Origin of the sequence: Jiangella asiatica, from assembly GCF_004349065.1 — a bacterium.
GTDB classification, from domain to species: Bacteria; Actinomycetota; Actinomycetes; order Jiangellales; family Jiangellaceae; genus Jiangella; species Jiangella asiatica.
Genome location: NZ_SMKZ01000001.1, coordinates 293,380 through 306,141, shown reverse-complemented (window position 1 = coordinate 306,141; position 12,762 = coordinate 293,380). Strand labels below are relative to the sequence as shown.

Here is a 12,762-nt window from a genome sequence, read left to right as displayed (position 1 = left end):
GATCACCCAGGGCCGGCCTTGTACCCCACACCGCGTACGGTCACGACGATCTCGGGTCGCTCCGGATCGTGCTCGATCTTGGAGCGCAGGCGTTGCACGTGGACGTTCACCAGGCGGGTGTCGGTGGCGTGGCGATAGCCCCACACCTTCTCCAGCAGCTCCTCCCGGGTGAACACCTGCCACGGCCGGCGGGCCAGGCAGGCGAGCAGGTCGAACTCCAGCGGTGTCAGCGAGATGGGCGTCCCGTCACGCTTGACCGAGTGCCCGGCGACGTCGATGACGACGTCACCGACCTGCAGCGTCTCGGGCTTCGGGTCGTCGGTGCGGCGAAGCCGGGCCCGCACGCGAGCGACCAGCTCCTTGGGCTTGAACGGCTTGACGACGTAGTCGTCGGCGCCGGACTCCAGGCCGACGACGACGTCCACGGTGTCGCTCTTGGCGGTGAGCATGACGATCGGCACGCCGGACTCGGCGCGGATCTCCTTGCACACGTCGATGCCGTCGCGGCCGGGAAGCATCAGGTCGAGCAGCACGAGGTCGGGCTTGAACTCCCGGAATGCCGGCAGCACGTCGTCACCACGAGTGATGATCGCGTGCTCGTAGCCCTCCCCGCGCAGGACGATTCCGAGCATCTCGGCCAACGCGGTGTCGTCGTCGACGATGAGCACACGTCCTTTCATGTCCATATCGTGACACCGAAGTGGCCCTGACGTCGAAAATGGCCTCATCGACGGCCTGTCGGACTCCCCGGCCGTGCTGGTCCGAACACTGTCCGTAGGACGTGACAGGATGTTCGTGCTGCCCGACCAGGCAGGCGTCGTGACCATCAACCGGCCGGTGCGCCAGTCGTCGCCGGGGCACAGCGACGAATCCGCACGGAGAGTGCGCCAGCGGCAACGGATGAGCCGCCATGCGTACACGCGAAGGAGAGGATCATGTCCGGGAACGCAGGGTCGCCGCCCCCGCCGGACGACTACCCTGCCGGCGACGACCAGCCGGACGACCGCCTCGAGGGCGAGCAGCCGCCTGTGGGCGGGGACCAGCCTGCGCCGACCACGCCCGGTAGCGACCGGCCGACTGAGCCGACGGCCCCGTATCCGGGCTGGTCACCTCAGCAACCCAGTGGCTGGTCCCAGCCGAGCGGCGGCTGGCAGGCCGGCGGCCAGGGTGCTGGCTGGCACCAGGCCGGCGGCCCGAGCCAGGCCGGCGGCCCGAGCCAGGCCGGCGGCCCGAGCCAGCCCGGCGGCCCGAGCCAGCCCAGCGGCCCGCAGCAACCAAGCGGCCCGCAGCAGCCCAGCGGCCCGCAGCAGCCCGGCAGCTCCCAGGGCGCGTCCGGGTGGCAGGCGCCCGGCGGTTGGCAGCAACCGAGCGGTGGCTACAGCCAGGGTGGGCAGGGCCAGTGGCAGCAGGGCGGCTGGGCCACCGGGCCCAACCCAGCCTGGCAGGTGCCCGACGCCAAGCCCGGTGTCATCCCGCTGCGCCCGCTCGGCGTCGGCGAGATCCTCGACGGCGCCGTCACCACCATCCGCCGCAACCTCGGCGCCATGCTGGGCCTGTCCGCCGTCGTCGCGGCGGTCACGCAGATCCTTTCCGCCGCGGCTTTGGCCTGGGTGTTCGGCGACCAGATCACCGAACCCAACCTCGGTATCACCGACGAGTCCGAGGCGCTGGACGACATCGCCCGGGCCATCCCGGTCACCCTGCTGAGCCTGCTGGTCACGCTGATAGCGACGGTCTTCCTGACCGGTGTGCTGACGGTGGTGGTCGGCCGGGCCGTGCTGGGCCGGCAGCTGAGCATCGGGCAGGCGTGGAACGAGTCCAAGGGGCGGCTGCCGCGCTTGCTCGGCCTCACATTCGTGTACACGCTCATCTGGCTCAGCCCGACCATCGGGGTCGCCGTGCTTGCGATCGTACTGGCCGCGGTCGGCGGCGCCCCGGCTGCCGTCATCGCGGTCCTGGTCGGACTCGCTGCCATTCCGCTGACGGTGTGGCTGTACGTGCGCTTCGCGTTGTCCACGCCGGCGCTGATGCTGGAGACGTCGGTGCGGGGCAACGGCGGGCCGCGGCCCATCGGCATCATCGAGTCGCTGCGCCGCTCGGCCGCGTTGGTGCGCACGTCGTGGTGGCGGGTGTTCGGCATCCTGCTGCTCATCACCATCGTGGTGTGGCTGATCAACCAGGTGGTGGCGGTGCCGTTCGGGGTGCCGGGGCTGCTCGGCGACGGCCCTGACGACACCGTCAGCTGGTTCGTGCTCAACACGCTCGCCGGCATGATCGCCGCGACCATCACCGCGCCGTTCTCGGCCGCGGCCACCGCCCTGCTGTACATCGACCGGCGCATCCGCCGCGAAGGGCTCGACATCGAGCTGGCCCGGGCGGCCGGAGTCGAGCTGCCCGGCCGCGGCGGCGGCCCGGCGGCCCCGCCACCGTGATCATGGCGTCCGTCCCGGTCGACCCGGGTCGCGACGAGGCCCGCGACCTCGCCCGCGACGAGCTGTCCAAGCCCTCCTACGAACGCGACACGCCGCTGCTGAGCCGCGTGATGCGCTGGATCCTGAACCAGATCGACCGGCTGCTTGACGCCGCCACCGGCGCCTTCTCCAGCCGCATCGCGATCTCGGCCATCGTGGCCGTCGTCGTCGTGCTGGCGGCGGTCATCGTGCTGCGCACCGGCCCGATGGCGCGCCGGGCGGCCCGCCGCGCCGGCCCCGTTCTCCCCGACCGCCGCCGGACGGCCGCCGAGCACCGCGCCGCCGCCGACGCCGCCGCGGCCCGCTCGGACTGGAACACCGCCGTCGTCGAGCGGTACCGCGCGGTCGTGACGGGCCTCGAAGAGCGCGGCGTCCTCGACGACCGCTCCGGCCGCACCGCCGACGAAGCGGCTCGCGAGGCGGGCGCCGTCCTGGCCGACGTCGCGGAGTCGATGCGCCGCGGCGCCATCTTGTTCGACGCGGTCCGCTACGGTGGCGCGGACGCGACGGCCGGCGACGACACCAGCCTGCGGGCCCTGGACGCCGCGGTCGCCGCCGCCCGCCCCTCCAACGGGGCACCGGCCGGACCGACCCTGGCGGTGCCGTTGTGAGCCTGACGACGAGCGGCCCGACGACACCGCGCGCCGCCGCGGCGGGGCCTTTGGACCCCACCCGCGCGGAGCACTGGCGGCGCTGGCGGCGTCCGCTCGCCGTCGTCGGGTTGCTCGTCGCCACCGCGGTGGTGCTCGGCATCGTCGAGAGCCGGGCCAGCCGCGGCTTCCTCGACCCGGAGGGGGTCGACGCCGGCGGCGCTCGCGCGCTGGCCCGGCTACTGGAGGACCAAGGGGTGCGCATCGACCCGGTACGCACCGTTGCCGACGTCACCGAGGTCGCCGGCCCGGACGACACCCTGCTCGTCACCGTCCCGGACCTGCTGACCCCGGAGCAGGTGGACCGCGTCGTCGACACCGGCGCCCGGCTGGTGCTCGTCGCCGCGCGGTCCAGCGTCACCGACTTCGCGCCGGAGCTCGCCGCCGTCTCCGTCGCCGCGGCGGACGAGGTCGAGCCCGACTGCGACCTGCCGGAAGCCGAGCGAGCCGGGTCGGCGCGGCTCGGCGACACCGCGTACACCGGCGACGTCAGCCGCAGCGCCGGGGTCCGCTGCTATCCCGTCGGCGGCGACCCCACCCTCGTCGTCACCGCCAGCGCCAGCGGCAGCGAGGTGGTCCTCGTCGGCACCGCCGACCCGCTTACCAACGAGTTCCTCGACCGGGACGGCAACGCCGCGCTGGCCATGGGGCTGCTCGGCCGGAGCGAGCGGCTGGTCTGGTACCGCCCGGTCCCCGAGTCCTCCGGCGACACCGCCGGTTCCTTCACCGACCGGTTGCCCAGCTGGGTGCGTGCCGGTGCCTGGCAGCTGGTGGTCGCCGTCGCGCTGGCCGGGCTGTGGCGGGCTCGGCGGCTTGGCCGGCTCGTGCCCGAGCCCTTGCCCGTCGTCGTCCGGGCCAGCGAGACCACGGAGGGCCGGGCCCGGCTCTACCGACGCGGCCGGTCACGCGAGCACGCCGCCGCACTGCTGAGGGAGGCCGCCGTGCGCCGGCTCAGCGCCACGACCGGCGGCGGGCCGGCCGGCGCAACCGGCGGCGGTTGCTCCGACGACGTCGGCGCGCTGGCCGCTGTCCTGGCCGAGCGCACCGGCCGGTCCGTTGGCGAGATCACCGCGCTGCTGGCCGGACCGCCGCCGGCCGACGACGCCGCGCTCGTGCGCCTGGCCGACCACCTCGACGACCTGGAGCGGGCCGGTTCCGCCGCCCCCGCGACGTCCACGAGAAGGGATCCCCGTTCACCGTGACCGATGCGTCCATCACCGCACCGGCCGACCCGGCCCGCGAAGCCCTCACCAGCGTCCGGCACGAGGTCGCGAAGGCGGTCGTCGGACAGGACCCCGCCGTCACCGGCCTGGTCATCGCGCTGCTCTGCCGCGGCCATGTGCTGCTCGAAGGAGTACCCGGCGTCGCCAAGACGTTGCTGGTGCGTGCCCTCGCCGCCACCCTCGACGTCGAGGCCAAACGGGTCCAGTTCACGCCCGACCTGATGCCCGGCGACATCACCGGCTCGCTCGTGTACGACGCGCGGACCGCGGAGTTCTCGTTCTCGGCCGGGCCGGTCTTCACCAACTTGCTGCTCGCGGACGAGATCAACCGCACGCCGCCGAAGACGCAGGCCGCGCTGCTGGAGGCGATGGAGGAACGCCAGGTCTCCGTCGACGGCGAGCCGCGGCCGCTGCCCGACCCGTTCGTCGTCGCCGCCACCCAGAACCCGGTCGAGTACGAGGGTACCTACCCGCTGCCGGAAGCCCAGCTCGACCGCTTCCTGCTCAAGCTCACCGTCGCGGTCCCGGAGCGCTACGACGAGGTCGCGGTGCTGCGCCGGCACGCCGACGGCTTCGACCCGCGTGACCTGTCCGCCGCCGGGGTGCGCACCGTCGCCGGCCCGGCCGACCTCGTCGCGGCTCGGGAGGCGGTGGCGGCCGTCCGGGTCGAACCGGACGTCCTGGGGTACATCGTCGACATCTGCCGGGCGACGCGGACGTCGCCGTCGGTGCAGCTGGGCGTCTCGCCGCGCGGCGCGACGGCGCTGCTCAGAACCGCCCGGGCATGGGCGTGGCTGTCCGGTCGCGACTTCGTCACCCCCGACGACGTCAAGGCGCTCGCCCGGCCGACCCTGCGGCATCGGCTGACGCTGCGCCCCGAGGCCGAGATGGAGGGCGTCGCCGCCGACTCCGTCCTCGACACCGTGCTGTCCACCGTCCCCGTGCCACGCTGATGGTCCTGTCCGGCCGGGTCGCGCTGCTGGCGGCGCTGGGCGCGGTCATCGTCGTCGTCGCCGCGCCGTCGACCGGCGGCGTCGTGGCTGTGTCCGCCGTCGTCGTGGCCGTGGCGCTCGTCGACGCCGTGCTGGCCGGCTCGCCCCGGCGGCTGTGGTTCGAGCGGCGCGGCGACGAGACCGTCCGGCTGGGCGAGACGGCCACCGTCGCGCTCACAGTCGTCAACGACGGACGGCGGCGAGTGCGAGGGGTGCTGCGCGACGCCTGGCCGCCGTCATCGGGCGCGCTGGCCGACCGGTTCCCCGTCGACGTCGCTCCCGGCGGCCGGCAGACCGTCGAGACCGCGCTGCGGCCCACCCGCCGCGGCGACCGGCCCGCCGACCGCGTGACCGTGCGCAGCTTCGGGCCGCTGGGGCTGGCCGGGCGGCAGGGGTCGCACGGCGTGCCGTGGACGCTGCGGGTGCTGCCGCCGTTCCGGGCCCGGCGGCACCTGCCGTCGCGGCTGAGTCGGCTGCGCGAGATCGACGGCCGCTCGGCGCTGCGCATCCGCGGCCAGGGCACGGAGTTCGACTCGCTGCGCGAGTACGTCATCGGCGACGACACCCGCTCCATCGACTGGCGTGCCACGGCCCGTCGCGGCGACGTCGTCGTGCGCACCTGGCGCCCGGAACGCGACCGGCACGTGCTGATCGTCCTCGACACCGGCCGCACCTCCGCCGGCCGGGTCGGTCTGCCTGGCGGCCTCACCGGAGAAGAGTGGCTCGGCCGTGATGAGCCCCGGCTAGACGCCGCCATCGACACCGCGCTGCTGCTCGGAGCACTGGCCGCCCGCGCCGGCGACCGCGTAGACCTGCTCGCCCACGACCGCCGCGTGCGCGCCGAGGTCGCCCGCCCGGCCGCCGGCGACGTGCTGCGTCGCATGGTCGACGCTGTCGCCACCCTCGAGCCGGAGCTGCTGGAGACCGACTACCGCGCGCTGGCCGCGGAGGTCATGAACCGGGCGCGGCGGCACGCCTTCGTCGTCATCGTGACCGGGCTGGACTCCAGCGCCGTCGAGCTCGGCCTGCTGCCCGTGATCGGGCAGCTCACCCGCCGGCACACGGTGCTGGTGGCGTCGGTGGCCGACCCGCGGCTGGCGTCGCTGGCGCGCGGACGGGGCGACGCCGACGCCGTTTATGCCGCGGCCGCCGCCGAGCACGACCGGCTGGCCCGGGCCCGGGTGGCCGAGCTGCTCGCCCGCCGCGGCGCCCACGTCATCGACGCCGCACCCACGGACCTGCCGCCGGCTGTCGCCGACCGCTACCTGGAGCTCAAAGCCACCGGCCGCCTCTGAAGCCCGCAGCCCGCCTCCGCCCGCCCGTTTCCTCGTTGCGCCGTTCCCTTCCCCCGTGAGCGGGATGGCAAGGTTGTCCAGCAGGACTCCGTCAGCCGGCGACGGGAAGCGTGTCGGCGCGGGCGGTGCGGTCGACGTCGCCGACCTCGCCGGCCAGCACCGCGCGCCGTCCGTACACCCAGACGTAGGCGATGAACAGGACCTCCGCCGCGACGCCGATCGCGATGCGGGCCCAGGTGGGGAGCCCGGACGGGGTCACGAACGCCTCGATGACGCCGGACACCAGTAGCACACCTGCCAGGCCGACCGCCATGCCGATGGTGGCCCTGCCGACCTCCGCGAGCGCCTCACCGCGCCCGCGCGGGCCCGGGTCGACGACCGTCCAGCCAAGCCGCAGCCCGGCGCCGGCCGCCACGAACACCGCCGTCAGCTCCAGCAGCCCGTGCGGCGTGATCAGGCCGAAGAAGATGTCCAGCCGGCCGGCTGCCGCCATCAGCCCTGCCGACGCGGCCAGGTTGACCACGTTCATCCACAGCACGTACACGACCGGGATGCCCAGGAACACGCCCAGCGTGAGGCAGGCCGCGGCGACCCAGGCGTTGTTGACCCACACCCGCGCGGCGAACGACCCGGCCGGGTTCTCGGAATAGTAGTTCTCGAAGTCGTGCTCGACGAGCTGCCGGATCTGCTCCGGGGCGCCGATGGACGCCTGCACGCTCGGGTTCGCGGCCACCCACCACGAGATGGCGACCGAGACCACGACGAACGCGAACGCCGCGCCCAGCCACCACCGCCGGCTGAGGTACACCGCCGCCGGGAAGCTCACCGTGAGGAAGCGGGCGACGTCGCGCCAGCCCGGGTCGTGGGCGCCGGCGATGGCCGTACGCGCTCGGGCGACCAGCGCGGACAGCCGTCCGACGACGGCCGGGTCCGGCGCCGCCGAGCGCAGGGTGGACAGGTGCGTGGACGCGGCCCGGTACAGCGCGACCAGCTCGTCGGCCTCCGGTCCGCTCAACCGGCCGCGCCGGCGGGCAAGCTGCTCCAACCGGTCCCATTCGGCGCGATGCGCGGCGACGAACGCGTCGAGATCCACGACAGTCGAGCCTAGACGACCGCCCCACCGCCCGCCGTCCGCCGCCGTGTTGCGCCGCCCGGTCCGGTCCCGCGCCTCCAGCCCGTGGGAGGAGTGCGGCAGACTAGCCGGGATGAGCGACCTGGTCACCGGCGAGGCCGTCCCCCTGGAGCTGCGGCTGGCCAAGCTACCGTCGCGCGCGCTGGCGATCGTGCTGGACGCGGTCGTGCTCGGCCTGCTGGGCCTCGGGCTGCTCCTGCTGTTCACCCAGGTCGTCCCGGACGTGGACCTGGCACTGGCGACGGCGATGGTGATCGCGGGCGGGGTGTTCGTCGTGGTCGTCATCCCGACCACCGTCGAGACGCTGACCAGGGGCAAGTCGCTCGGCAAGGCGGCGTTCGGGCTGCGCGTGGTGCGCGATGACGGCGGGCCGATCCGGTTCCGGCACGCGCTGACCCGAGCGCTCGCGGGGGTGTTCGCCGACTTCATCGTGACGGCCGGGGTCGGGGCGGTGGTGTGCTCGCTGCTGAACTCGCGCGACAAGCGGATCGGCGACCTACTGGCCGGGACGGTCGTGGTGCGTGAGCGCATCCCGTCGGTGTCGACGCCGCCGCCGGCCATCGATCCGCGGCTGGCACCGTGGGCGTCGACGCTGGAGCTGTCTCGGTTGCCGGACCGGCTCGCCATGGCGGCCAGGACGCTGCTCGCCCGGGCGCCGCAGCTGGCGCCGGAGGCACGGACCCGGCTCGCGACCGAGCTGGCGGCCGAGGTCGCGTCGGTGGTCAGCCCGCCGCCTCCGCCCGGAACGCCGCCGTGGGAATACCTGGTGGCCGTGCTGGCCGAGCGTCGCCGCCGCGACAGCCTGCGTCTGTCGCCCGGCGCTGCTGCCGCGGCGACGCCACCCCCGTCCGCTCAGCCGTCCGCGACCCCACCAGCACCACCGCCGCAGCCAGCGGATCCGGCAGCTGCGGAGCCCGACCGTCCCTCCGGCGCCCCGGGTGGCTTCGCTCCTCCGACATGAGGCCCGTCGTCCCACGCGCGCCGCTAGGCCCTCGCGGAGTGACGCCTCGCACCGCTGCCGACGCGATCATTCGGACTCCCCGAAATGATCACGTTCAGCAGGATCACCCGAGCCTCACCATGATTGCGAGCATGGTGTGACACGAGATCTCGTGCTGAACGTGATCATTCGCGACTCAGTAGCGGTACTGGTCGTTCTTGTACGGCCCCTCCACCGCGACACCGAGGTAGGCGGCCTGCGTCGGGGTCAGCTCCGTCAGCTTGACGCCGAGGGCGTCCAGGTGCAGGCGGGCGACCTTCTCGTCGAGGTGCTTGGGCAGCGTGTAGACGCCGAGCGGGTAGTCCGCGCTCTTGGTGAACAGCTCGATCTGTGCCAGCACCTGGTTCGTGAACGAGTTGGACATCACGAACGACGGGTGACCGGTGGCGTTGCCGAGGTTGAGCAGCCGGCCCTCGGACAGGACGATGACGGTGTGGCCGTCCGGGAACGTCCACTCGTGCACCTGCGGCTTGATCTCGGTGCGCACGATGCCCGGCACGGCGGCCAGCCCGGCCATGTCGATCTCGTTGTCGAAGTGACCGATGTTGCCGACGATGGCCTGGTGCTTGGCCCGGGACAGGTGGTCGACGGTGATGACGTCGCGGTTGCCGGTGGCGGTGACGACTATGTCGGCGCGCTCGATGGCGTCGTCGAGCGTGGTGACCTCGTAGCCGTCCATCGCCGCCTGCAGCGCGCAGATCGGGTCGATCTCGGTCACGAGCACCCTGGCGCCCTGGCCGCGTAGCGACTCCGCGCAGCCCTTGCCGACATCGCCGTAGCCGCAGACCACGGCCACCTTGCCGCCGATGAGCACGTCGGTGGCGCGGTTGATGCCATCGATCAAGGAGTGCCGGCAGCCGTACTTGTTGTCGAACTTGCTCTTGGTGACGGAGTCGTTGACGTTGATGCCCGGGAACAGCAGCGCGCCGTCGCGGTGCATCTCGTACAGCCGGTGCACGCCGGTGGTGGTCTCCTCGGTGACGCCCTTGATCTGCTGGGCGATGGCACTCCAGCGACTCGGGCTCTCGGTGAGCGACCGCGCCAGCACGCCGAGCACGACGCGCCACTCCTCGGAGTCGCCCTCGGCCGGAGCCGGGACCGCGCCGGCCTTCTCGAACTCCACGCCCTTGTGGACCAGCAGCGTCGCGTCGCCGCCGTCGTCGAGGATCATGTTCGGACCGTCACCGCCGGGCCAGGTCAGCGCCTGCTCGGTGCACCACCAGTACTCCTCCAGCGTCTCGCCCTTCCAGGCGAACACCGGCACACCGGCGGGAGCATCCACCGTGCCGGACGGTCCGACGACGACGGCGGCGGCCGCGTGGTCCTGGGTGGAGAAGATGTTGCACGAAGCCCAGCGGACCTGCGCGCCGAGCGCGACCAGCGTCTCGATCAGCACGGCGGTCTGGACGGTCATGTGCAGCGACCCGGTGATGCGGGCGCCGGTGAGCGGCTTGCTGTCGCCGTACTCGGCGCGCATCGCCATCAGCCCGGGCATCTCGTGCTCGGCTAGGCGCAGCTCGCGGCGGCCGAAGTCGGCGAGGGAGAGGTCGGCGACCTTGAAGTCGACGGACATGAGGTGGGTTCCTTCCACGGTGGCGGACGGGGTCAGGCTCGGCGGGCCGTCACGGGCACCGCGCGAACCGACCCGGCGCGACCCATCTGGGTCCGCGGCATCACCTGCGCCGGCATGGTCGGAGCCGAGTCTACTCCCCCGATCACCCATGATCATCAACGCTCAGCGACGTCATGACGTCGCCAACCGTTGATGATCATGAGGTCGACGGGGGCGACGACACTGTCCGGTCGATGTCGGGCTCCAGGTAGATGTGGGTCGCCTCGGGCACGGCGGCACGGATGCGCTCCTCGGCGCCGTCGATGGCCGCCGCGATCTGCTCACCGGTCTGGTCGTTGCGCACCGCCAGCTTCGCCGCCACCAGCAGCTCCTCGGGGCCGGTGTAGAGGGTGCGCAGGTGGATGACGCGGCCGATGTCGTCGCCGGCGGTGGCCGCGGCGTGGATGGCCTTGACGTTCTCCTCCGCCGCGCCTTCGCCGATCAGCAGGCTGGACATCTCGATGGCCAGGATCACCGCGATGACCACCAGCAGGACACCGATGGCCGCGGTGCCGGCGACGTCCCAGTAGGCGTTGTCGGTGATCAGCGCCATGCCGACGCCGATGAGGGCGAACACCAAGCCGAGCAGTGCGCCGATGTCCTCGAGCAGGATGACCGGCAGCTCCGGCGACTTCGCCCGCCGGACGAACCGCACCCACGTCGCACCGTTGCGCACCCGGTTGGATTCGATGACTGCGGTGCGCAGCGAGAACGACTCCATGATGATCGCGGCCACGAGGACCGCGATCGGCACCCACCACCACCTGCTCTCCAGCAGCTCGTTCGGGTGGCCGGCGTGGATCTCCTCGTACTTGTGGTAGGCCTCGTACAGCGCGAAGAGGCCACCGATGCTGAACAGAACGATGGAGACGATGAACGCGAACACGTACCGCACGCGGCCGTAGCCGAACGGGTGCTCCGGCGTCGCCTTGCGCTGTGCCCGGCGGCCGCCCACCAGCAGCAGCACCTGGTTGCCGGCGTCGGCGACGGAGTGGACGGCCTCGGCCAGCATGGACGAGGCGCCCGTCACCGCGAACGCGATGAACTTGGTGACGGCGATGCCGGTGTTCGCCAGCAGCGCCGCGACGACGGCCTTGGTACCACCTTCAGTGGCCATGAGTGCGAGTTCCTTCGTTCCCGGGAGGTGAGAGGGTCTATCGTGTCGTGTCCAGCGCCGTCGTGAGCGTGAACGCCACGCCGTCGCCGCGCAGTGTCGCGTCGGTGTCCGTCGCCGGGACGAACGCCGCGTGTCCCCGCCGCAGCGTCACGTCGCCGACGGCGGCGGTGCCGTCGACCACGAGTACCAACCGCGGGCCAGGCACCGGCACCGTCGTCCCCTCGGACAGCGGCACCCGGGACAGCAGCAGCTCGTCGACGTCCGGGACGGGGTACAGCTCCTCGCCGCCGGCCGGCTTCGGCGTGACCATGACCGCGCCGCCCGGCTCGTAGCGCAGCAGGTTCAGCACCTCGGCGGCGTCGACGTGCTTGGGCGTCAGCCCCGCACGCAGCGTGTTGTCAGAGCTGGCCTGCGGCTCGACGGCGACCCCGGACAGGTAGGCGTGGGGCACGCCGGCCGGAACGAACGCCGCCTCGCCCGGCGCGAGCCGCACCAGCCGCATCAGCAGGGCCAGCAGCAGGCCACGGTCGTGCGGGTAGTCCTGAGCCAGCCGGGTCACCAGGCCGAAGCGAGGGTCGTCGCGGCGGGCCGAGGCCTCCGCGACGAGAGCGGTGACGACGTCCGCGGCCTGGTCGTCCCCGAGCGTCAGCCAGCGCCGGACGACCCGCTCCAGCCCACCGGCGGTGCGCAGCACAGCGCCGGCGCCCACGAGGTCGGGGTGCTCGCAGCTCTCCAGGACCTCGGCAACGGCACCCGGGTCGTCGAAGCCGAGCAGCGCCTCGAACTCGGTGAGCGCGACGACCATCTCCGGCTTGTGGTTACGGTCGCGGTACGAGCGTCGCGGGTCGTCCAGCGCGACACCGGCGGCGTCCTCGGCGGCGAACCCCGCCACGGCTTGGTCGATGGTCGGGTGCACCTGGATCGACAGCGGCCGCGCGACGGCCAGGATCTTCAGCAGGAACGGCAGCCGCGGCCCGAACCGCTCGACCACCGCGGCACCGAGGGTCGCGGCGGGGTCGCCGGCGACGTAGCGGTCCAGGCTGCGCCCGTCGCCGGCCACCGTCGACGGCGACCCGGGATGGGCGCCGATCCACAGCTCGGCCTCGGGCTGACCGGACGGCGGCCGGCCGAGCAGCTCCGCGATGACAGTGGGCGAGCCCCACGCGTACGAGCGCACGGGGTTGTCCAGAAGCACGGCCACGACCGGCAAGCCTAGCTGTCCTGCCATCAGGAGAGACAAACGCGTCGGCACCAGCACGTGTCGCGAGTG

General features: G+C 73.1%; 11 protein-coding genes. 6 read left to right on the top strand and 5 right to left on the bottom strand.

All coding sequences use genetic code 11. The features are described from left to right. Window positions 1-2: 2 nt before the first annotated feature. The gene (mtrA, locus tag E1269_RS01285) at window positions 3-680 is read right to left on the bottom strand and encodes an MtrAB system response regulator MtrA (RefSeq protein WP_131890165.1); all 678 of its coding nucleotides are present in this window, start codon (window positions 678-680) and stop codon (window positions 3-5) included. A 255-nt stretch (window positions 681-935) separates the two neighbouring features. Between mtrA and E1269_RS01280 the strand changes: the two genes are divergently transcribed. From E1269_RS01280 to E1269_RS01260, 5 genes are read left to right on the top strand one after another with little or no spacing between them, the layout of a single operon-like run. After that, window positions 936-2,432 (top strand): DUF7847 domain-containing protein, encoded by a 1,497-nt coding sequence (locus tag E1269_RS01280; RefSeq protein ID WP_131890163.1) that lies wholly within the window; start codon window positions 936-938, stop codon window positions 2,430-2,432. 2 nt (window positions 2,433-2,434) lie between these two features. Further along, window positions 2,435-3,082 carry a DUF4129 domain-containing protein gene (locus E1269_RS01275; protein ID WP_131890161.1) on the top strand — a complete coding sequence of 216 codons (648 nt, stop codon included), beginning with the start codon at window positions 2,435-2,437 and terminating at the stop codon, window positions 3,080-3,082. After that, window positions 3,079-4,323 (top strand): DUF4350 domain-containing protein, encoded by a 1,245-nt coding sequence (locus E1269_RS01270; RefSeq protein ID WP_131890159.1) that lies wholly within the window; start codon window positions 3,079-3,081, stop codon window positions 4,321-4,323. The genes E1269_RS01275 and E1269_RS01270 overlap by 4 nt, the downstream gene beginning before the upstream one ends. Then, window positions 4,320-5,297 (top strand): AAA family ATPase, encoded by a 978-nt coding sequence (locus E1269_RS01265; protein ID WP_131890157.1) that lies wholly within the window; start codon window positions 4,320-4,322, stop codon window positions 5,295-5,297. Before E1269_RS01270 ends, E1269_RS01265 begins: the two co-directional genes overlap by 4 nt. Beyond that, window positions 5,297-6,631, top strand: coding sequence for a DUF58 domain-containing protein (locus E1269_RS01260; protein ID WP_131890155.1), 1,335 nt, complete (start codon window positions 5,297-5,299; stop codon window positions 6,629-6,631). The genes E1269_RS01265 and E1269_RS01260 overlap by 1 nt, the downstream gene beginning before the upstream one ends. A gap of 91 nt (window positions 6,632-6,722) precedes the next feature. Here E1269_RS01260 and E1269_RS01255 read toward each other — a convergent pair whose 3' ends face one another. Beyond that, window positions 6,723-7,724 (bottom strand): stage II sporulation protein M, encoded by a 1,002-nt coding sequence (locus E1269_RS01255; RefSeq protein ID WP_131890153.1) that lies wholly within the window; start codon window positions 7,722-7,724, stop codon window positions 6,723-6,725. Window positions 7,725-7,836: 112 nt separating this feature from the next. On the opposite strand from E1269_RS01255, the gene E1269_RS01250 reads away from it, so the two are divergent. Beyond that, window positions 7,837-8,724, top strand: a complete 888-nt coding sequence (locus E1269_RS01250) for an RDD family protein (protein ID WP_131890151.1) — start codon at window positions 7,837-7,839, stop codon at window positions 8,722-8,724. Between the two features lie 175 nt (window positions 8,725-8,899). On the opposite strand, the gene ahcY is transcribed toward E1269_RS01250, so the two are convergent. From ahcY to manA, 3 genes are all read right to left on the bottom strand, one after another. After that, complete coding sequence (gene ahcY, locus E1269_RS01245) at window positions 8,900-10,336, bottom strand: adenosylhomocysteinase (RefSeq protein WP_131890149.1); 1,437 nt, start codon at window positions 10,334-10,336, stop codon at window positions 8,900-8,902. A 196-nt stretch (window positions 10,337-10,532) separates the two neighbouring features. Then, a complete protein-coding gene (locus E1269_RS01240) occupies window positions 10,533-11,492 on the bottom strand; it encodes a cation diffusion facilitator family transporter (RefSeq protein ID WP_131890147.1) in 960 nt (319 codons plus the stop codon). A gap of 37 nt (window positions 11,493-11,529) precedes the next feature. Next, window positions 11,530-12,693, bottom strand: coding sequence for a mannose-6-phosphate isomerase, class I (gene manA / locus E1269_RS01235; protein WP_203432682.1), 1,164 nt, complete (start codon window positions 12,691-12,693; stop codon window positions 11,530-11,532). Between the last annotated feature and the right edge of the window lie 69 nt (window positions 12,694-12,762).